Origin of the sequence: Streptomyces davaonensis JCM 4913, from assembly GCF_000349325.1 — a bacterium.
GTDB classification, from domain to species: Bacteria; Actinomycetota; Actinomycetes; order Streptomycetales; family Streptomycetaceae; genus Streptomyces; species Streptomyces davaonensis.
The window spans coordinates 4,225,439-4,245,445 of sequence record NC_020504.1 but is presented as its reverse complement, the minus strand read 5'-3'; the positions used below and the strand labels follow the sequence as shown (position 1 = coordinate 4,245,445).

19 protein-coding genes, 1 tRNA gene and 1 pseudogene are annotated in these 20,007 nt (G+C 71.0%); 15 read left to right on the top strand and 6 right to left on the bottom strand.

What is annotated here, in order from left to right:
- Nucleotides 1-136 precede the first annotated feature (136 nt).
- Both BN159_RS18500 and BN159_RS18495 read right to left on the bottom strand, forming a co-directional pair.
- Nucleotides 137-1,465: a sensor histidine kinase gene (locus BN159_RS18500; RefSeq protein ID WP_015658514.1), complete on the bottom strand. Its 1,329-nt coding sequence runs from the start codon at nucleotides 1,463-1,465 to the stop codon at nucleotides 137-139.
- Nucleotides 1,466-1,578: 113 nt separating this feature from the next.
- Nucleotides 1,579-2,799 carry a sensor histidine kinase gene (locus tag BN159_RS18495; RefSeq protein WP_015658513.1) on the bottom strand — a complete coding sequence of 407 codons (1,221 nt, stop codon included), beginning with the start codon at nucleotides 2,797-2,799 and terminating at the stop codon, nucleotides 1,579-1,581.
- 191 nt (nucleotides 2,800-2,990) lie between these two features.
- Here BN159_RS18495 and BN159_RS18490 point away from each other — a divergent pair, with 191 nt between their 5' ends.
- The 13 genes and pseudogenes from BN159_RS18490 to BN159_RS18435 all read left to right on the top strand — a co-directional run bounded on the left by BN159_RS18490 (nucleotide 2,991) and on the right by BN159_RS18435 (nucleotide 14,937).
- Nucleotides 2,991-3,410, top strand: a complete 420-nt coding sequence (locus tag BN159_RS18490; RefSeq protein ID WP_015658512.1) for an NADH-quinone oxidoreductase subunit A — start codon at nucleotides 2,991-2,993, stop codon at nucleotides 3,408-3,410.
- Entirely contained in the window at nucleotides 3,401-4,099 is a 699-nt protein-coding gene (locus tag BN159_RS18485; protein ID WP_015658511.1) for an NADH-quinone oxidoreductase subunit B, read from the top strand. Before BN159_RS18490 ends, BN159_RS18485 begins: the two co-directional genes overlap by 10 nt.
- Nucleotides 4,096-5,155, top strand: a pseudogene (locus BN159_RS44020) (NADH-quinone oxidoreductase subunit C). Before BN159_RS18485 ends, BN159_RS44020 begins: the two are co-directional and overlap by 4 nt.
- Nucleotides 5,152-6,120: a complex I subunit 1/NuoH family protein gene (locus BN159_RS18480; protein ID WP_041821465.1), complete on the top strand. Its 969-nt coding sequence runs from the start codon at nucleotides 5,152-5,154 to the stop codon at nucleotides 6,118-6,120. The pseudogene BN159_RS44020 and the gene BN159_RS18480 overlap by 4 nt, the downstream one beginning before the upstream one ends.
- Nucleotides 6,121-6,122: 2 nt before the next feature.
- Nucleotides 6,123-6,686 carry a NuoI/complex I 23 kDa subunit family protein gene (locus BN159_RS18475; protein ID WP_015658509.1) on the top strand — a complete coding sequence of 188 codons (564 nt, stop codon included), beginning with the start codon at nucleotides 6,123-6,125 and terminating at the stop codon, nucleotides 6,684-6,686.
- Entirely contained in the window at nucleotides 6,683-7,240 is a 558-nt protein-coding gene (locus BN159_RS18470; RefSeq protein ID WP_015658508.1) for an NADH-quinone oxidoreductase subunit J family protein, read from the top strand. Before BN159_RS18475 ends, BN159_RS18470 begins: the two co-directional genes overlap by 4 nt.
- Nucleotides 7,240-7,632 carry an NADH-quinone oxidoreductase subunit NuoK gene (nuoK, locus tag BN159_RS18465; protein WP_015658507.1) on the top strand — a complete coding sequence of 131 codons (393 nt, stop codon included), beginning with the start codon at nucleotides 7,240-7,242 and terminating at the stop codon, nucleotides 7,630-7,632. The genes BN159_RS18470 and nuoK overlap by 1 nt, the downstream gene beginning before the upstream one ends.
- A complete protein-coding gene (locus tag BN159_RS18460) occupies nucleotides 7,629-9,623 on the top strand; it encodes an NADH-quinone oxidoreductase subunit 5 family protein (RefSeq protein WP_015658506.1) in 1,995 nt (664 codons plus the stop codon). The genes nuoK and BN159_RS18460 overlap by 4 nt, the downstream gene beginning before the upstream one ends.
- Nucleotides 9,624-9,629: 6 nt before the next feature.
- Nucleotides 9,630-11,204 (top strand): complex I subunit 4 family protein, encoded by a 1,575-nt coding sequence (locus BN159_RS18455; protein WP_015658505.1) that lies wholly within the window; start codon nucleotides 9,630-9,632, stop codon nucleotides 11,202-11,204.
- Nucleotides 11,201-12,724 carry an NADH-quinone oxidoreductase subunit N gene (locus tag BN159_RS18450; RefSeq protein ID WP_015658504.1) on the top strand — a complete coding sequence of 508 codons (1,524 nt, stop codon included), beginning with the start codon at nucleotides 11,201-11,203 and terminating at the stop codon, nucleotides 12,722-12,724. The genes BN159_RS18455 and BN159_RS18450 overlap by 4 nt, the downstream gene beginning before the upstream one ends.
- Before the next feature lie 312 nt (nucleotides 12,725-13,036).
- Nucleotides 13,037-13,900: a zinc metalloprotease HtpX gene (gene htpX / locus BN159_RS18445; protein WP_015658503.1), complete on the top strand. Its 864-nt coding sequence runs from the start codon at nucleotides 13,037-13,039 to the stop codon at nucleotides 13,898-13,900.
- A complete protein-coding gene (locus BN159_RS18440; protein ID WP_015658502.1) occupies nucleotides 13,897-14,295 on the top strand; it encodes a YccF domain-containing protein in 399 nt (132 codons plus the stop codon). The genes htpX and BN159_RS18440 overlap by 4 nt, the downstream gene beginning before the upstream one ends.
- 81 nt (nucleotides 14,296-14,376) lie before the next feature.
- A complete protein-coding gene (locus BN159_RS18435; RefSeq protein WP_015658501.1) occupies nucleotides 14,377-14,937 on the top strand; it encodes an SMI1/KNR4 family protein in 561 nt (186 codons plus the stop codon).
- A 40-nt stretch (nucleotides 14,938-14,977) separates the two neighbouring features.
- On the opposite strand, the gene BN159_RS18430 is transcribed toward BN159_RS18435, so the two are convergent.
- Together BN159_RS18430 and BN159_RS18425 are read right to left on the bottom strand one after the other, a co-directional pair.
- On the bottom strand, nucleotides 14,978-16,225 hold the full coding sequence (locus BN159_RS18430) for an APC family permease (RefSeq protein WP_015658500.1): 1,248 nt from the start codon (nucleotides 16,223-16,225) through the stop codon (nucleotides 14,978-14,980).
- A gap of 206 nt (nucleotides 16,226-16,431) precedes the next feature.
- The gene (locus tag BN159_RS18425) at nucleotides 16,432-16,920 is read right to left on the bottom strand and encodes a YajQ family cyclic di-GMP-binding protein (protein WP_015658499.1); all 489 of its coding nucleotides are present in this window, start codon (nucleotides 16,918-16,920) and stop codon (nucleotides 16,432-16,434) included.
- 227 nt (nucleotides 16,921-17,147) lie between these two features.
- On the opposite strand from BN159_RS18425, the gene BN159_RS18420 reads away from it, so the two are divergent.
- Nucleotides 17,148-17,229 (top strand) — tRNA-Tyr (locus BN159_RS18420).
- 103 nt (nucleotides 17,230-17,332) lie between these two features.
- Nucleotides 17,333-17,545 (top strand): hypothetical protein, encoded by a 213-nt coding sequence (locus BN159_RS47095; RefSeq protein WP_041819493.1) that lies wholly within the window; start codon nucleotides 17,333-17,335, stop codon nucleotides 17,543-17,545.
- 7 nt (nucleotides 17,546-17,552) lie between these two features.
- Here the strand turns inward: BN159_RS47095 and BN159_RS18410 are convergent, their stop codons facing one another.
- Both BN159_RS18410 and BN159_RS18405 read right to left on the bottom strand, forming a co-directional pair.
- A complete protein-coding gene (locus tag BN159_RS18410) occupies nucleotides 17,553-18,209 on the bottom strand; it encodes an SDR family oxidoreductase (protein WP_015658498.1) in 657 nt (218 codons plus the stop codon).
- Nucleotides 18,210-18,514: 305 nt separating this feature from the next.
- Nucleotides 18,515-19,789: an amidohydrolase family protein gene (locus tag BN159_RS18405; protein ID WP_015658497.1), complete on the bottom strand. Its 1,275-nt coding sequence runs from the start codon at nucleotides 19,787-19,789 to the stop codon at nucleotides 18,515-18,517.
- Between the last annotated feature and the right edge of the window lie 218 nt (nucleotides 19,790-20,007).

Here is a 20,007-nt window from a genome sequence, read left to right as displayed (position 1 = left end):
GCGGATCGCGGCGGGGCCTGTGGATAACCTGGCCTGCTGTCTCGCGGGGAGCGGCGGGATTCGGACATGAACCCACCTCCGGGGCGGGGGGCCACGGAGGCGGGCGTGAAGCGTCGCTTCGTCTGACTTGCTGGGGCTATACCGTCCGCCAGGGCAGTTCCGCGGTGATCCGGGTGGGCCCGCCGACCGGGGAGTCCACCACCAGGATCCCGTCCACCGCGTCCAGGCGTTCGGTGAGCCCGGCCAGGCCCGAGCCGACGGAGGTGTCGGCGCCGCCGACGCCGTTGTCGACGACCTGGAGCATCAGCCGGTTCTCCACCCGCCAGACGTCCACGCCCGCCCAGGTGGCCCGCGAGTGCTTGCTGATGTTCTGGAGCAGCTCCGAGACGGTGAAGTAGGCGATGCCCTCGATCGCGGGTACCGGCCGCCCAGCCAGATCCACCTGGACCTCGACCGGGACCGTGCAGCGCGAGGCCACCGCGGAGAGCGCCGCGTCCAGACCGCGGTCGGTCAGCACCGCCGGATGGATCCCGCGGGCCAGGTCGCGTAGCTCCTGAAGCGCGGTCTTCACCTCGCCGTGGGCGCTGTCCACCATGCGGGCCGCGGCCTGCGGGTCCTCCGCCAGCTTCTCCTTGGCCAGACCCAGATCCATGGCCAGCGCCACCAGCCGGGCCTGCGCCCCGTCGTGCAGATCGCGCTCGATGCGCCGCAGGTCGGCGGCGGCCGTGTCGACCACGATCCCGCGGTCCGACTCCAGCTCCACCACCCGCGTGGCCAGCCGCGACGGACCGAGCAGCCCGTGCACCAGCAGCCGGTCCACCATCGTCAGAGCCCGCACGATCCACGGCGTCGCCAGCGTGAAGAGCAGCCCCACCAGCGCCGTCACACCGATCTCGAACGGGTTGTCGAGGTAGATGTGGTGCGTCTCGTCGCCGTAGAGCTGCACGCCGCCCTGTCCGCCGTACAGCGGGAAGAGCCAGAACCACAGGGGATACGTCAGCAGGGTCCAGCCGATGGCCCAGAAGTTCACGGCGACGACGAAGGAGAAGACCGCCCACGGCAGATGCAGCACCCCGTACAGGAACGAGCGCCAGGAGGTGCCGCTCTTCAGGACGGCACCCATCCACGCCATGAACCCCCGCTTGCGCATCCGCAGCGGCTCCGGCTCGGAGACCTCCAGATCCAGCAGCCCACGCGCGCGTGCGCGCTCCATGGCACCGAAGCCCCGGCAGCCGGCCAGGCCCGCCGCCAGCACCGGGATCCCGACGAAGGTCACCAGCAGGCCGATGCCCAGGGAGACCATGGTGACCGCGTAGGTGAAGAGCAGAATGCTGATCGGCAGGCTCAGCAGGACATAGCCCAACTCCTTCCAGTGCCGCGCCTCGAACGGTGCCCGCAGCCCGGCGGGCAGCCGGTGCTTCTCCGGGACATCGAGTCCGTAACCCTGCCCGTACTCCATGGCCATCGACGTCGTCCGTTTCTGCTCGTGCGTCCGGGGTGTGTGCGCTACCTCCACACTCCTTGACCGCAGGTCCGCGGGCCATGGAGTCCGTCGGCGTCTTGAACGGGGGGTTTTCCCTACCCCTGCTCCGGAACCCGGTCGCGCCACGGCAGCTCGGCCGTGACCGTGGTGGGCCCGCCCTGCGGCGAGTCGATGACGAACAGCCCGTCCACCGCGCCGAGCCGGTCGGCGAGCCCGCGCATCCCCGAACCGCCGTCCAGCCGTGCTCCGCCCCGCCCGTCGTCCCACACCTGGAGCAGCAGCCGGTCGTTCGCCCGCCACACCTCGACCGAGGCCGTCCGGGCCGCACTGTGCTTGCTGATGTTCTGAAGCAGCTCCGACACGGTGAAGTAGGCGATGCCCTCGATGGCGGCGGCCGGCCGCCCGTCCAGATCGACGGTCACCTTCACCGGCACCGTGCACCGTGAGGCCACCGACGACAGTGCCGCGTCCAGACCGCGGTCGGTCAGCACCGCCGGATGGATCCCGCGGGCCAGGTCCCGCAGCTCCTGAAGCGCCAGCTTCACCTCGCCGTGCGCCTCCTCGACCATCGCGGCCGCGTAGTCCGGATCCTCCAGCAGCTTCTCCTTGGCCAGGCCGAGCCCCATGGCCAGCGCCACCAGCCGGGCCTGCGCACCGTCGTGCAGATCCCGCTCGATCCGCCGCAGATCGGCGGCGGCCGTGTCGACCACGACGCCACGGTCGGACTCCAGTTCGGCGATCCGCCGCTCCAGCTCGTCCGAGGGCGACAGGAGCCCGCGCACCATCGCCCGGTCCGCGTTGGCCAGCCCCCGCGCGATGAACGGCAGCACCGGCCACAGCACGAACAGCGAGGTCAGCGTTATGGTGAAGGTGAGAATGCCCCAGGGCAGCCGGATGAAGTCGTACAGCACCGTCCGCCAGCCCACCGGGTCCTTCAGCAGCTGCCACAGCTGAGCGAAGAAGCCGTTGCGGCCACCCCGCAGCCTGAGCGGGCTCGGCTCGTCCACCCGCACGCCGAGCAGCCACCGGGCCCGCTTCCGCTCCAGCTTGCCCAACTGCCGCGCGCCCATCAGCCCGGCCGCCAGCAACGGGAAGCCGACCACCGTGACCGTCAGCCCGGCCCCGACGAACAACATCGTCACGACATAGACGAAGCCGAACAACGACACCGGGAAGTTCGCCAGAAGGTGCGCGATCTCCTTCCAGGTGTGCCGGTCGTAGGCGAATCGCGCCGGCGGCAGCGGCTCGGCCGCCTCCGCTCGGTCGGTTCCGGTCGCTCTCGTGGCGCGGTCGGGGGACGGTTGGCGTTCGGTCATATGGGCTAGCGTGCCGGTCGAGCGGCGCTCGCGCCATGAGGCGGACCGCCGCGCTCCCCGGGGGAAAACCCCACCGGTGCACACGAAGCCATGACAGGCTGCTTACGCTCGCTTTAGCAGGGCCTAGACTCCCGTGCGTACTAGATCGTCGAACGGCTGTGTTCACTGAGGTCAGGGAGCGAGGGACGGACGTGCCGGAAACGACCGTCGTCGTCGCGGCGGACAAGGGTGTCGTCGTCTCGGCGGAGTACTTCCAGTCCTACTCGGTCGTCGGACTGCTCGCCATCGTCGGCGTGCTGTTCGTCGCGGTGGCCTTCGGGGCCGGGCGCCTGCTGCGGCCCGTGGTCCCGACGCCCGAGAAACTTCTGACGTACGAGTGCGGAGTCGACCCCGTCGGCGAGGGCTGGGCCCACACCCAGGTCCGTTACTACGTCTACGCCTTTCTCTACGTGATCTTCGCGGTCGATTCGATCTTCCTGTTCCCCTGGGCGACGGTCTTCGCCGCCCCCGGATACGGCGCCACCACCCTCGTCGAGATGTTCATCTTCCTCGGCTTCCTGGCCGTCGGTCTGCTGTACGCATACAAGAAGGGCGTCCTGGCATGGACGTGACCCCCTCCTCTTCCGAGCCCGTGCTGCTGCCGGAGCCGAAGCGGCTGGGCGCGCTGGCCCGCCTCGCGCCCGAGCCGATGAAGGTGGTCCTCAACTGGGGTCGCCGCTACTCGCTCTGGGTCTTCAACTTCGGACTCGCCTGCTGCGCGATCGAGTTCATCGCGGCGTCCATGGCCCGCCACGACTTCATCCGTCTCGGCGTCATCCCCTTCGCGCCGGGCCCGCGCCAGGCCGACCTGATGGTCGTGTCCGGCACGGTCACCGACAAGATGGCTCCCGCGGTGAAGCGCCTGTACGAGCAGATGCCCGAGCCGAAATACGTGATTTCCTTCGGCGCGTGCAGCAACTGCGGTGGTCCCTACTGGGACTCGTACGCGGTGACCAAGGGCGTCGACCAGATCATCCCGGTGGACGTCTACGTACCGGGCTGCCCGCCCCGCCCCGAGGCTCTTCTCCAAGGGATCCTGAAACTTCAGGAGAAGATCGCCCGCGAGTCGCTGGGTGAGCGGTACGGCGTGGCACGTCCTTCGACGGCGGCTTTGCAGAGTGGATTGGTTTCGCCACCGGCGGCCGACTCTGCTTCGATCAACGGATCGGCCGGGGGCGCGAGTTCCCGATCGGCGGCGGAATCCGAATCGGGATCCGAATCGGGTTCGGGTTCGGGTTCGGGATCGGGGGAGGAGAGATGAGCGCCGTCGGCTGGCTGCCCGCCCCCGTCGAAGAGCTCTTCGGTCCGGAGGCCACCGCCGAGGAGTCCTACGAGGTCCTGACCGTCGACGTCCCGTCGGCGTCCTGGACCTCTGCGCTTCGTACGGCACGTGACGAGCTGGGCTGCACCTACTTCGACTGGCTGAGCGCGGTCGACGAACCCGGCACGGGCTTCCGGGTCGCTGCCCACGTGGCCGCCCTGGCCCCGGTACGCCGCCTGCTGCTCCGCACGACGGTGCCGCACGAGTCCGCCGTACTGGAGTCCGCAATCACGGTCTACGCCGGCGCCGCCTGGCACGAACGCGAGACGCACGAAATGTTCGGCGTCACCTTCGAGGGCCACCCGGCGCTGGATCACCTCCTCCTCCCGGAGACCTTCGAGGGCCACCCCCTGCGCAAGGACTTCGTCCTCGCCGCCCGGGTCGCCAAGGCATGGCCCGGCGCGAAGGAGCCCGGCGAGTCCGAACACGGCGGCCCCAAGCGCCGCCAGATGCTTCCGCCCGGCGTCCCCGACCCCAATGAGTGGGGCCCCCTGAAGGGCCAGCTCCCCCCTGCCCCCGGCCCGCCCGGCGCGAGGAGCGGGCCGAGCGGCGGGCGAGCGCCCGGCACGCGGCGCGGCAGCAGGCGCCGCCGCCGGGGAGCGTCCGGCACGACGCACCCGGTCCGCGTCGGAAGGCTCGGCGAGCCAGGCCGCGGGGGCGACCGGTACGGCGACTCCTCCGACGGCGACTCCTCCGGCGGAGGGCGCCCCCACGGCGACCCCGCCCCGCCGTTCCCGCAGCGCGAGCCAGGGCTCGGCGAGCCAGCAGGCGGGTACGGCACCGGAACCCACGACACCTGCACCCAGTACGGCCGCTCCGACCGGCACGGGCGCCACCCCCCGCTCGGACGCCCCGTGGCACCACGCCCGCCCGGCCTTCGAAGAAGAACCGGCCCCGGCAGAAGCACCCGACGCCACCCCCGAAGACGCCCCCGCACCCCCCGAACCCCCACCCGAACGCCCCGGACCGGACAACCCACCAGGAGGCCCGCGGTGAACGACGTGCTCGACGTCACCCTGCGACTCCTCGTCGTCTTCGTCGTCTTCCTCACCTTCCCCCTGCTCATCGGCCAGACCGAGCACAAGGTGATGGCGCACATGCAGGGCCGCCTCGGCCCCATGTACGCCGGCGGCTTCCACGGCTGGGCCCAACTCGTCGCCGACGGCGTGAAGTTCGCGCAGAAGGAGGACGTGGTCCCGGCCGGCGCGGACCGCCGTATCTTCCAGCTCGCCCCCGCCGTGGCCCTGCTGCCGTATCTCCTCGTCCTCCTCGCCATCCCGATCGGCCCCAGTGAGGGTGCCGTCGGCGAGGTCATCGACGCGGGCGTCTTCTTCGTACTGGCCGTCATGGGCGTAGGCGTCCTCGGCGCGCTGATGGCCGGCTGGGCCTCCGCGAACAAGTTCTCCCTCCTCGGCGGACTGCGCACCGCAGCCCAGCTCCTCGCCTACGAACTCCCGATGCTCCTCGCCGCCGCCTCCGTGGCGATGGCGGCGGGCACCGTCTCCCTCCCCGGCATCCTCGACGCCTTCGAGTGGTGGTGGCTGCCCTGGCAGATCGTCGGCGCGATCGTCTTCTTCGTGGCCGGTCTCGCCGAACTCCAGCGCCCGCCCTTCGACATGCCGGTCGCCGACTCGGAGATCATCTTCGGCGCGTACACCGAATACACGGGCCTGCGTTTCGCGCTGTTCCTCCTCGCCGAGTACGCCGGAATCGTCGTCCTGTGCGGCCTGACCACCGTCCTCTTCCTCGGCGGCTGGCACGGCCCCTGGGGTGAGGACGGGCTCGGCTGGGTCTGGACCCTGCTGAAGACCGCCCTCCTCGCCTTCGTCGTGATCTGGCTCCGTGTCACCTACCCCCGCCTGCGCGAGGACCAGCTCCAGAAGCTCTCCTGGACCCTCCTCGTCCCCCTCGCCCTCGCCCAGATCGCCCTCACCGGCGTCGTCAAGGTGGTGATCGAGTAACCATGGCCCCCATTCCTGGAAGCGGCCTCGCCAAGGGCCTGGCCGTCACCCTCCGCACGATGACGCGCAAGTCGGTCACCAAGCAGTACCCCGAGACCCAGCCCGACCTCCCGCCCCGCACCCGTGGCGTGATCGGCCTGTTCGAGGAGAACTGCACCGTCTGCATGCTCTGCGCCCGTGAGTGCCCCGACTGGTGCATCTACATCGACTCCCACAAGGAGACGGTCCCGGCGGCGGCCCCCGGCGGCCGCGAACGCAGCCGCAACGTCCTGGACCGCTTCGCCATCGACTTCTCCCTGTGCATGTACTGCGGTATCTGCATCGAGGTCTGTCCTTTCGACGCCCTGTTCTGGTCCCCGGAGTTCGAGTACGCCGAGACCGACATCCACGAGCTCACCCACGAGCGCGACAAGCTCCGCGAGTGGATGTGGACGGTCCCGGCGCCGCCCGCCCTGGACCCCGCCGCGGAGGAGCCCAAGGAGATCGCCGCGGCCCGTAAGACGGCGGAGAAACTCGCCGCCGCCCAGTCCGAGCCCCGGCCCGAGCCCCAGGAGGGAGAGTCGTGAACCTCGCCGCGGACAGCCACGGCTTCCTCTCCCCGACCGGCGTCGAGATCACCTTCCTCCTCGTCGGCCTGGTCACCTTCGGCGCGGCCCTGGTCACCGTCACCACGCGGCAGCTGGTGCACGCGGCCCTGTGGCTCGTGGTCACGCTCGGCGGCCTCGCCGTCGAGTACCTCCTGCTCACCGCCGAATTCATCGCCTGGGTGCAGGTCCTCATCTACGTCGGTTCCGTCGTGGTCCTCCTCCTGTTCGGTCTGATGCTCACCCGCGCCCCCATCGGCCGCTCCCCGGACGCCGACTCCGGCAACCGCTGGGTCGCTCTTGGCGTGGCCGTCGTCGCCGCGGCCGCCCTGATCTGGGTGGTCGTCGACGCCTTCCGCACCACCTGGATCGACCTCGACGGCGCCCCCTCGGGATCCACCGAGGTCACCGGCGAGGCCCTCTTCCAGAACTGGGTCCTCCCCTTCGAAGCCCTCTCCGTCCTCCTCCTCGCCGCCCTGGTCGGCGCGATCGTCCTGTCCCGCAAGGCGAAGGCCGACAAGGAAGGCGCCCGCTGATGCACCTCGCCTATCCCGCCGTGCTCGCCGCCCTCCTGTTCTCCACGGGCCTGTACGGCGTCCTCGCCCGCCGCAACGCGATCCTGGTCCTGATGTCCGTCGAGCTGATGCTCAACGCCGTCAACCTCAACCTCGTCGCCTTCGACGTCTGGCTCAGCCGGGCCGCCGAGGAGACCCTGCACTCCGGCCAGGCGCTCACCCTGTTCACCATCGCCATCGCCGCCGCCGAGATCGGCATCGGCCTGGCGATCGTCCTCGCCGTCCACCGCAACCGCGGCACCGCGGACATCGACAAGCTCCGCGACACCGCCGAGGGCCACGAGAGCGAAACCCCCACCGGCGAGGCATCCGTCGACGTGAAGGCTGACGAGAAGGCTGAGGCCACCGCGTGACCACGACCACCCTCGCCGTCCTCGTCCCCCTCCTTCCGTTCCTGGGCGCCGCCGCCGGCCTGCTCCTCGGCCGCACCGCCCCCGGCTACGTCCGCCCGCTCGCCGTGCTGCCGACGCTCACCTCGCTCGTCCTCGCCGTACTGGTCGCCGTCGACCAGGGCGGCGACCAGCCTGTGAACGCCGCCACCGAGCTGACGCCCACCGGCTCCGTCCCGATCGAACTCGCCCTGCACATCGACGGCTTCGCCGCCCTCGTCGCCGTCCTGGTCGGCCTGGTCGCCTCCTGCGTGCAGATCTACTCGACCGGCTACCTGCGCGAGGACCCGCGCTACCCCTCGTACGCCGCGCTCGTCTCCCTGTTCACCTCCGCGATGCTGCTCGTCGTCTACTCCGGCGACCTGATGGTGCTGCTGGTCGGCTGGGAGATCATGGGCATCTGCTCGTACTTCCTGGTCGGCCACTACTGGGAGACCCCGGAGGCCCGCGCCGCCTCCCTCAAGGCCTTCCTGGTCACCAAGCTCGGTGACGTCCCCTTCCTCATCGGTCTGTTCGCGCTGGCCACCGACGCCGGCTCGTTCCGCATCACGAAGATCCTCGGCACCGTCGCGAGCGGCGGCCTCGACCATCCGACGCTGATCGCGCTGCTGCTCCTCGCGGGCGTGGCCGGAAAGTCGGCGCAGTTCCCGCTGCACACCTGGCTCCCAGACGCGATGGCGGGCCCGACCCCCGTCTCCGCGCTGATCCACGCCGCGACGATGGTCGCCGCCGGTGTCTACTTCGTCGCCCGACTCCTTCCGGTCTTCGAGGCCTCCCAGGCCGCGATGGTCGTCCTCGCCGCCATGGCCGCCGTCACGATGCTCGGCTCCGGCCTCGCCGCCCTCGCCCAGGACGACATCAAGCGGGTCCTCGCCTACTCGACGATCGGCCAGCTCGGCTACATGACCGGCGCCCTCGCCGTCGCCGACCGCGGTGCTGCCGTCTTCCACCTCCTGTCCCACGGCGCCTTCAAGGCGCTGCTGTTCCTCGCGGCCGGCGTGATCATCCACGCCGCAGGCACCAACTCCCTGGCCGCCATGTCCCGGATGCGGAACCTGCGCGACCGGGTCCCGGACGCCTACTGGACGATGACCGTGGCGCTCCTCGCGCTCGCCGCGATTCCGCCGTTCAGCGGCTTCTTCTCCAAGGAGTCCGTCCTCGGCGCCGCCGAGCACGTCTCCACCGGCCATACCGAGCACGCCCCCGGCGCCGCGGGCTGGATCGTCCTGCTCGCCGCCCTGCTCACGGCCCTGCTCACCGCGGCGTACGCGATGCGCCTGTGGCTGCTGGCCTTCCGCGGCCACGGAGCCGAGGCCCCGGATCACGGACGCCAGCCGCTCACCATGACCCTCGTGCTGTGGGTCCTGGCCGTGCCGTCACTCGCCTTCGGCGGGTTCGCCTACGGCACGCTGCCCGACTGGTTCGACGGCCAGGACCTCGCCCCGACCCTGACCACCTCGGTCCTCGGCACGGGTATGGCCCTGGTCGGCGGCATCGTCACCTACGCGGCCTGGCGGCACACCAGCGCGCTGGCGGCCCGAGTACCGCTGGGCGCAGTCGCTGCCCACCCGGAGGGCGACGCCGGACTGGTCGAGGCCGAGGCCATCGCCAGCCACGCACCGGCCTACGGAGACGTGGCCTCGGCGCCCGACCCGGCGGACCCGGGCCGCCTCCTGCTCGGCCCGCTGCACCGCCACGCTGCCGTCGGCTTCCACCTGGACGCCGTGTACACGACCCTCTTCGTCCGTCCGGTCCAGGCCGGCGCGAGTCTCGTCCGGTTCCTCGACCGCGAGGTCGTCGACACCTACGTCCGTGCGGCGGGCACCCTGCCCCGCTGGCTCGGCATCGCCGTACGGCGGGCGCAGACCGGAAACGTGCAGACCTATGTGAGCGCGCTGCTCGCCGGAACCGTCGTCCTGGCGGTCGCCGCCGTCCTCGTCGCCACGGGAGCGTGAGCAGGCGTGATCGATATCAACGAGTCCGTGATGCAGTTCCTTCTGGCGTTGATCGTCGTCGGCCCGCTCCTCGGCGCCGCCGCCGCTCTCCTGCCGGCCCCGCCCGGACTGAAGGGGAAGTCCCCCGAGCAGGCCGTGCTGCGGCACGGCGTGACGGTGACCGGCGTGATCCTCATCGCCGCGATCGTCCTCGCGCTCGGCTTCGACCACGACCAGCCGTCGAAGATGCAGGCCACGACCGACATCAGCTGGATCCCCGCACTCGACGTGCGCATCCATCTCGGCATCGACGGCATCTCCCTCCCCCTTGTGGTCCTGACCGCGCTGCTGACCTTCCTCTGCGCGCTCTACTCGTACTTCAAGATGCCCGCGGGTCCGACCCCGAAGGCCTTCGTCGCCCTGCTGCTCGTCCTGGAGTCCGGCACCCTCGCCACCTTCGCCGTCCTCGACCTGCTGCTGTTCTTCCTCGCCTTCGAGATGGTCCTGATCCCGATGTACTTCCTCATCGCCCGCTGGGGCGGCGAGGGGCGGACCCAGGCCGCCTGGAAGTTCATCCTCTACACACTGCTCGGCTCGGTCGTCATGCTGCTCGGCCTGCTCCTGATCGGGATCAAGGCGGGCACCTTCGACATGGTGGCACTCGCCACTGACAACGGCCGGTCGCTGACCACATCCGTGCAGGTCATCGCCGTTCTGGCGATCGGTCTCGGGCTCGCGGTCAAGACTCCGATGTGGCCGTTGCACAGCTGGCTGCCGGACGCCCACACCGCCGCCCCGACCGTCGGTTCGGTGCTGCTGGCCGGTGTCCTGCTGAAGATGGGTACGTACGGGTTCGTCCGAATCCTCCTCCCGATCACCCCCGACGGCTTCGCCGACTTCGCGCCCTACCTCGCCGCCTTCGCCGTGGTCGGCATCATCTACGGATCCCTGGCCTGCCTGGCCCTCGCCAAGCAGGGCGCGAAGGGCGACCTCAAGCGCCTCATCGCCTACTCCTCCGTCGGCCACATGGGCTTCGTCCTGCTCGGCATCGCGACCATGACCCCGACCGGCGTGAACGGCGCGCTGTTCGCCAACATCGCCCACGGCCTGATCACCGGCCTGCTCTTCTTCCTGGTCGGCGCCCTGAAGGACCGCACCGGCACCACCGACCTCGACACCCTCGCCGAGGAGACGGGAGCGGCGCTGTACGGCAAGGCCCCACGCCTCGGCGGACTGCTCGCCTTCGCCGCGGTCGCCTCGCTGGGCCTGCCCGGCCTCGCCGGATTCTGGGGCGAGATGCTCGCCCTGTTCGGCGCCTTCGAACCCGCCGAGCAGCTCAACCGCCCGGCGTTCCTCACCTTCATGACGATCGGCGCGTTCGGCACCCTGCTCACCGCCGCCTACCTGCTGATCGTGGTCCGCCGGGTCTGCATGGGCGCCGTACCGCAACAGGCCCCGAAGCTCGCCGACGTACAGATGTACGAATTTGCGGCCTGGACCCCGCTCGTCGCCCTCACCGTCGTCGCCGGACTGTGGCCGAAAACGCTCCTCGGCCTGACCGACCCGGCCGTGCAGCAGCTTCTCGCAGGAGGCACCCGATGAGCTCCCTGGCCCAGCCGCTGGCCGCGACCGTCGTCCAGGACGTCGACTGGCTCGCCATCGCGCCGCCCACCCTCGCGGCGGTCGTCGGACTCGTCGTCCTGGTCGCCGACCTCTTCGTCGCGGAGCACCGGAAGGCGCTGCTCGGCTGGACGTCGGTCGCGGGCCTCGCCGCCGCGACGCTGCTCCTGCTGCCCCTCCTGGACGGCGACCGCTCCACCTTCTGCCTGACCGGCGCCCCCGACATCTGCAGCTACACCGCCGACCGCTTCACGCTCGTCCTTCAGCTCCTGGTCCTCGGCGGCGCCCTCCTGGCCGCTCTCCTGTCGGTCACCGCGCTCAAGGACGAGAACAAGAGACTCCCCGAAGGGGAGTTCTGGTTCCTGCTGCTCTCCTCCGCCGCGGGCGCCGCCCTGCTGCCCGCCTCCCGCGACCTCGCGACCCTCATCGTCGCCCTGGAAGTCGCCTCCCTGCCGGCCTTCGCGCTCGTCGGCCTGCGGCACGGCGACCGCAAGTCCTCCGAGGCCGCCCTGAAGTTCTTCCTGTCCTCGGTCACCGCGACCGCGGTCAGCCTGATGGGCATCAGCTTCGTCTACGCCTCCACCGGCACCCTCTACCTCACCCAGATCGCCGACCGCATCCAGAACGTCGACGGGCAACTGGACACCCTCGCCCAGACCGGCGTCGTCCTCACCCTCGTCGGCTTCGCCTTCAAGACGGCCGCAGTCCCCTTCCACTTCTGGGTCCCGGACACCTACGTGGGAGCCCCGCTCCCCGTCGCCGCCTACCTCTCGGTCGTCGGCAAGGCCGTCGGCTTCTCCGGCCTGATCCTGGTCACCGTCATCGCCCTGCCGTCGTACGCCGACGTCTGGGGCCCGGCGCTCGCCGCCCTGGCCGCCCTCACCATGACCGTCGGCAACGTCGGCGCCCTGCGCCAGCAAGCCACGCGCGCGTACAGCGCGGTACGCCTGCTCGCCTGGTCCTCGGTCGGCCAGGCCGGCTACCTCCTCGTACCGATCGCCGCCGCCGCGTACTCCGACGACCCGGAGCGCTCCATCGGCTCCACGCTCGCGTACGCCCTCATGTACGGCGCCGTGAACCTCGGCGCCTTCGCGGTGGCCGCCCTGGTGGGCCGTACGCACGCCCTCAACCGCCTCACCGACTACCGGGGCCTGTACGCCAAGAACCCCCTCTCCGCGCTCGTCCTCGCCTTCTTCCTGCTCTGCCTCGCCGGACTCCCGCCGGGCATCATCGGCCTCTTCGCGAAGGTCACCGTCTTCTCGGCGGCCGTGGACGCGGGCCTGGGCTGGCTGGCCGTGGTCATGGCCGTCAACGTCGTGATCGCCCTCTTCTACTACCTCCAGTGGACCGCCCTGCTCTTCCGCGCCCCCGAGGGTGAGCCCGTACGGCACCGGGGCCCCGCGCCCGTCACTGCCGCCATCGCCGTCACCGCGGTCCTCGGCGTCGCCCTGTCCGGAGCCCCCCAGCTGGTCCTGCGCTTCGCCGACACAGGCCTGTTCTGAGGCTGCGGAACGAGCTACATCAACTACGAGGACCTCCCGGGCCGCAGCGTCCCGCTGCTGAAGCAGACCACGCTGACCGGGAATGCCAGCCCCGACGAAGAGGGCGGGCACGGCACCCGTCCCCTCCGCGAAACGGCGCCGCCCTCACCCGTACGGCCGACCCGCACGGCCGCGCTCACCAGGGAACCCCAGACCCTCGCCTGGCGTTGACCAGTACGGGAGGGTCCACTGGACGTGTCAGCACGACACCAGTGGCACATCGGAGATCGATCAGCGAGGGGTTCCCCTGCCGCACCACTTGGAGGGCGTACCGTGCACCGCCGGCACAACGGGCTCAGGACCGCAGTACTCCTCGGGGGACTGTCCGCACTCATCATCGTCATCGGCAGCTTCTTCGGCCGCATGGGGCTCGTCGTAGCTGTCGTCATCGCGCTGGGCACCAACGCGTACGCGTACTGGAACAGCGACAAACTCGCGCTCCGCGCGATGCGCGCCCGCCCGGTCAGCGAGTTCGAGGCCCCGGCGCTGTACCGCATGGTCCGTGAGCTCTCCACCCAGGCCCGCCAGCCCATGCCGCGCCTGTACATCTCCCCGACGGAGGCCCCCAACGCCTTCGCCACCGGCCGTAACCCGCGCAACGCCGCCGTGTGCTGCACCGAGGGCATCCTGCGCCTGCTCGACGAGCGCGAGCTGCGGGGCGTCATCGGCCACGAGCTCAGCCATGTCTACAACCGGGACATATTGATCTCGTCGGTGGCCGGCGCCCTCGCCTCCGTGATCATGTTTCTGGTCAACTTCGCCTGGCTGATCCCGATCGGCCGCTCCGACGACGATGACGGCCCCGGTCTGCTGGGCATGCTTCTCATCATGATCCTGGGACCGCTCGCCGCCAGCCTCATCCAACTGGCCATCAGCCGCTCCAGGGAGTACGAGGCGGACGCCTCCGGCGCCCAGCTCACCGGCGACCCGCTCGCCCTCGCCAGCGCCCTGCGCAAGCTCGAAACGGGCACCAAGCAGCTTCCGTTGCCTCCTGAACCCCGTATCGAGACGGCGAGTCACATGATGATCGCGAACCCCTTCCGGCCGGGACAGGGGCTGTCCAAGATGTTCTCGACACATCCGCCGATGGCCGAGCGCATCGCCCGGCTCGAGAAGATGGCAGGACCCCACCAGTGAAGACAATCCTGAACGTCATCTGGCTCGTCCTCAGCGGCTTCTGGCTGTTCCTGGCCTACCTGGTCGCCGGCTTGCTGCTGTGCATCACGATCATCGGTATCCCGTTCGGCATCGCCGCGTTCCGGATCGGCGTCTACGCCCTGTGGCCCTTCGGGTACACCACGGTCGAACGGCGCGACGCGGGCGCGCCCTCCTGCATCGGCAACGTCCTGTGGCTGATCCTGGCAGGCTGGTGGCTGGCCCTCGGTCACATCGCCACCGGCCTCCTCCTGTGCGTCACGATCATCGGCATCCCGCTCGGCATCGCCAACTTCAAGCTGATCCCGGTGTCCCTGTGGCCGCTGGGCCGCGAAATCGTGCGGACGGACCAGGCGTTCGCGGCGACCCGCTGGTAGGCGACCGGCCCCGGGTTTTCCACAGCCCGGGGTTGTCCACAGGCCTGCTCGATTGTCAGTGCCGGCTTGCATCATGAACGCATGACCGAGATCGAGCAGTTGCTGGCACGGGTGGCGGCCAAGGCCCGCGACACCCGCCCGTGGGGCTGGACTTCGCTCCCCGAGCCTGTCGACGCGGCGGCCCCGGCCCGCGCCGAGGCCGCCCTGGGATTCCCCCTGCCTCCACTGCTCGCCGAGCTCTATCTGCGCATAGGCGACGGCGGATTCGGCCCGGAGTACGGCCTGTTGCCCCTGCTCGACGGTCCGCCGTCCGGGGAACCCGCCGCCGTGGTGCAGTACCTCGCCAACCGCAAGAGCGGCCGCAAGGACCCCGACTGGCCCTGGCCCGAGGGCGTCCTGCCGATCTCCCACTGGGGCTGCGCGATGTACGCGTGCGTGGACTGCCTCGCCCCCGAGGCCACCGTCCTGCTCTTCGAACCGAACGCCGACACCAGCGACCACGCCTGGTACGTGGACGCACCCAGCCTCGAACACTGGCTGCACACCTGGGTCGAGGGCACCGGCTGGTACGAGGAGACCAACGACGACATGGACCTGGCCCCATGGACCGACTTCCGCATACGGACGGCGCGGGCCTCGTAGCGTCCCTGGGGAACGGGCGATCGGCCGTCTGTACGGACTGCTACGCCGCCGCCCGCAGCTTCCGCCGAACGCCGTACGCCACGGCCCCCACCACCAGCACAGCCGCGCCCACGACCACCGACGCCCAGGGCAACGCGAACGCCAGGACCATGCACCCGAGGAGACCCACCGCCGGCAGCGCCCGCGCGGACACGCTCGAACCCAGCGTCCAGGCCGAGGCGTTCGCCACCGCGTAGTACGCCAGCACGCCGAAGGAGGAGAACCCGATGGCCCCGCGCACATCCACCGTGGCGGCCAGCACCGCGACCACCGCGCCCACGGCGAGCTCCGCCCGGTGCGGCACCTGGAACCGCGGGTGCACGGCCGCCAGAGCGCCGGGCAGATGCCGGTCACGCGCCATCGCCAGCGTCGTCCGGGAGACGCCCAGGATCAGAGCGAGCAGCGAGCCCAGCGCGGCGACGGCGGCGCCGACGCGGACGACGGGCACCAGACCCGGCACCCCGGCCGCCCGGACCGCGTCGGCGAGCGGTGCGGTCGCGTCGCCGAGACCGTCGGAGCCCAGCACGGTCAGGACGGCCACCGCCACGCACACGTACACCGCGAGGGCGATACCCAGGGCGATCGGGATCGCGCGCGGGATGGTGCGGGCCGGGTCGCGCACCTCCTCGCCGAGCGTCGCGATCCGCGCGTACCCGGCGAACGCGAAGAACAGCAGACCGGCAGCCTGAAGCACCCCGCCCAGACCGCCGGAGGCCCCGATGTCCAGCCGCCCGGCATCGGCCTCCCCGGACGTCAGACACACGACCACCACGCAGGCGAGGACCGCCAGCACCACCGCCACGATCACCCGCGTCAGCCAGGCGGACTTCTGGACGCCGCCGTAGTTCACCGCGGTCAGCGCCACCACGGCCGCGACCGCCACGGCGTGCGCCTGGTCCGGCCAGACGTACGCGCCCACGGTGAGCGCCATCGCCGCACAGGAGGCCGTCTTCCCGACCACGAACGCCCAGCCCGCGAGATAACCCCAGAACTCCCCGAGCCGCTCCCGGCCGTACACGTAGGTGCCGCCGGAGGCGGGGTACAGGGCAGCCAGCCGCGCCGAGGAGGTGGCATTGCAGTAGGCGACCACTGCGGCGACGGCGAGCCCGATCAGCAGCCCGGAACCGGCGGCGCGAGCCGCGGGCGCCAGGGCGGCGAAGATCCCCGCCCCGACCATCGAGCCGAGCCCGATGACCACGGCGTCGCCCACACCCAGGGTGCGCCGGAGCCCGGCGGTGGACTGTGTCATGGACCGAACCCTACTGATCACCGCAACCGCCGAGTGCAGCGATGACGTCCTCACCGACAACAGGCGGCAAACAACAGGCAGCCGACAAGAACGCGAGCGCGAGAACCTTCGTTCGAACGAGCACAGCCCCCGAACCGCAGCCAGCAGGCGGGAAGGGTGGGCACCCGCCAGGTGCCCACCCTCTCTCGCGGATTACCGGTAGCGGATTACCGGTAGTTGACGAACTGAAGGGCGAAGTCGAAGTCCTTGCCCTTCAGGAGGGCGATGATGGCCTGGAGGTCGTCGCGGCTCTTGGAGCTGACCCGGAGCTCGTCGCCCTGGACCTGGGCCTTCACGCCCTTGGGGCCCTCGTCCCGGATGATCTTCGCGACCTTCTTGGCGTTCTCCTGGGAGATGCCCTCCTGGATCGTCGCGAAGATCTTGTACTCCTTGCCGGAGAGCTGCGGCTCGCCCGCGTCCAGGGCCTTCAGCGAGATGCCGCGCTTGATCAGCTTGGACTGGAAGACGTCGAGGACAGCGTTCACCCGGTCCTCGGAGTTCGCCTCCATGAGGATCTTGTCACCGGACCATGAGATCGAGGCGCCCACGCCCTTGAAGTCGTAGCGCTGGGAGATCTCCTTGGCGGCCTGGTTGAGGGCGTTGTCGACCTCCTGCCGCTCGACCTTCGAGACGATGTCGAAACTGGAGTCGGCCATGTCCTGTGGCTCCTTGTATCGGGGTCCGTGTCGGGTGCGTATCGGCGTACGTGGGGGCGACCGCCGAGCCCGGCAAAGATCCCGGGCCGCATCCGGACAAGCCTAGCCACCCCCGGTCCCCGGGGCCGAGATCAATCGGGTGGCGAAGCACCCCTCCGCATCGGGTATTGTTTACGTCGTTGCCAGGGAGCGCGGCCGAGAGGCCGTTCGAACGGCAGCAAACCCCCGGCGGTGTGCCCGAGCGGCCAAAGGGAGCAGACTGTAAATCTGCCGGCTCAGCCTTCCCAGGTTCGAATCCTGGCGCCGCCACTTTGGGGAAGACCCCCTCCGGATTGTGGAAACACGATCCGGAGGGGGTCTCTTCGTATGCGGCCGCCTCGGTCGGCGGACAGGGGCCAGGCACACTGGGCGCATGTCCGCTCGTCGTAGGAGTTGCCCCGAGTGCCGTCGGGAGATCGCTGTGGTGGCTGGGCGGTTCGCCCGGCATGATCCGGCCGGAGCTCGGGGGAGCGGAGAGCTCGTTTCGTGCCCCGGGTCGCGGCGCATGGCCGAACTCGGGGCCGCGCAGCCGTCGTTGGACGGGTACGTCGTGCCCGAGATGCCCGGTCAGCTGCCGTTGTTCTGAGGCGGCCTCAGTTGCCCGCGACCGACTTCACCGCGACCGTCACCGGTGCTGAGCCGCTGATCAGTTCCAGGGTCAGTCCGGCCGTGGCCGGGGTGTCGATCAGCTCCGCCAGGGCGGCGGCCACGTCGTCGCGGGGGATCGGGCCACGGCCCGTGTGGGCCTCCAGACGGACCAGTCCGGTGCCGGCGTCGTTCGTCAGCATGCCGGGGCGCAGGATCGTCCAGTCCAGGGCGTCCAGGCCGCGGACGTACTCGTCCGCCTCGCCCTTCGCCCGCAGGTAGACGTCGAAGACCTCACTGCCCTCGTGCTTGGCGTTCGCGCCCATCGACGACACGACCACGTACCGGCTCACGCCCGCCCGTACCGCCGCGTCCGCGAACAGGATCGCCGCGTCCTTGTCGACCGTCTCCTTGCGGGCCGCCCCGCTGCCCGGTCCGGCGCCCGCCGCGAAGATCGCCGCGTCCGCACCCTGAAGATGCGCCGCGACCTCCTCCAGCGTTGCCGACTCCAGGTCCAGCAGCACCGGTTCGGCACCCGCCTCCCGCAGATCGTCGCCCTGATCGGCACGGCGGATGATGCCCGCGACCTCGTCCCCGCGCGCGGAGAGCAGCCGCTCCAGACGCAGCGCGATCTGACCATGACCACCAGCGATGACAATGCGCATGTCTTCGACCGTACGCCCGGACGGCCGCATTCGCCGCACGAGTTCCCTCGGCGCCCCGCGCCCGGCTCGCGCTCACCCAATCGCGCGCCATCGCACCCTGCCGCACGCCGTCACGCCCTGCCGCGCTCAGCCGTGCCCGGCCCGGAAAGCGCCCCCCCCCGAGCACGGCGCGCGCCCGTCACGCCCGCGCACCCCAATTCCCCTGCGCCCCGCGCACACCGAATCCCGCACGCCCGGCGTGCAACTCGATTCACACGCCCCGCGCGTCCCCAACTACACGCGCCCCTGCCCGGCCCCGCGCGCCATCAGGAAACCTCCCCCCGCCCCTGCCGAGGCAGCCCCAACTCCACTGCCGCCGCCGAGTTGCAGTACTCCCGCACCGCGCTCGTCCGCGCCACCACGCGCCCCCGGTGGACCACGATGCGGCTGTACGCCAACGACAGCGCGCCCGAGAGCCGGTCGCCGCGTACGGCGAGCAGGTCGGCGGGGAAGCCCGCCTCGACGCGGATCTCGGGGAGGCCGAGGACCGTCCGGGCGGCCGAACTCACCGTGTCGTAGGCGTCTTCGGGACCGACGCCGTAGCGGGAGGCGAGGAGGTACGCCGCCTCCAGGGGGTCGCCGCGGCCCACGGGGTTGGACACGTCCCGCAGGGAGCCGCTCCCGGCCGCCACCCGCACCCCGGCCGCCCGCAACAGCCGTACCGGAGCCGAGCCCCGGCGCTCCACGCCGCCGCAGCCGCCCTGGGGCAGGCACACCACGGTCACGCCGGCGGCGGCGAGTTGGTCGGCCGTGCGGGATGCCGCGTCGGCCGGCAGGCGCCCGAGGCCGCCGCAGGGGCCGAGGGTCACTCCTGGGCGCAGGCCGCCCGCCATCGCCGCCAGTCGGGACAGGCGGGCCGGGTCGTCGGCATCGGTGTGGAGGTCGACGGGGCAGCCGTGCTCGGAGGCCAGTTCCAGGAGCGCCTCCACATAGCCCGTCGGATCGGGGTCCAGGTCGGGACAGCCGCCGACCACCGACGCGCCCATCTTCAGCGCGTCCCGCAGCATCGCAAGACCGTCCGCGCCGGCCACGCCGGTCAGCAGCCGGGGCATCGCCACCGCGGTCAGCTCGGTGAGCCCGCGCAGCGAACGCCGGGCGCGCAGGACGGCGGACAGGGCGCCCAGGCCCTGGACGTCGCCCACGCGTACGTGCGCGCGGACCGCCGTAGCTCCGTGGCCGAGCTGGAGGAGGGCGGCCTCGGTCGCCCGGCGCTGGACGTCCTGGGGGTCGTACGAGACCGGACCGCCCGCGTCGGCGGAGAGAGCGGTGTCGCCGTGGGCGTGCGGTTCGGCGGGGGCCGGGAGGAGGAGATAGCCGGTGAGGTCGACGCGCGCGCCGCACGCATGCGTGCCGCTCGCCGTCAGGCTCCCGGCCGTGCCCACCGCCTCGATGCGCCCGCCGCCCAGCCGGACGTCCACGGTGCGGCCGTCGGTGAGGCGTGCCCCGCACAGCAGCAGAGCGGCCGGGTCGGACGGCCCGGACGGCCCCGGGGACGACGAGGAGGACGACGAGTGGGGCGGCTGGGGCTGACTGTCGGGCATCGCGCTCCAGGTGCTCGGTGCTCGGGACTGCGACGTGCTCGGGGTACTACGCGCGGAACCGCTCCTATGCGCGGAACCGCGCCGGGACGCAAGATCACGCAGAGTGAGTCGAGCCTAGGGTGGTGATCCGCTCGCGGCCGGGAGGAGCGCAATAGTCGTACCGGTGTGGTCCGGCGTGCGAGAGCTGCGGGAAGGGGCCCTGGCGGTGACGGCTGAGG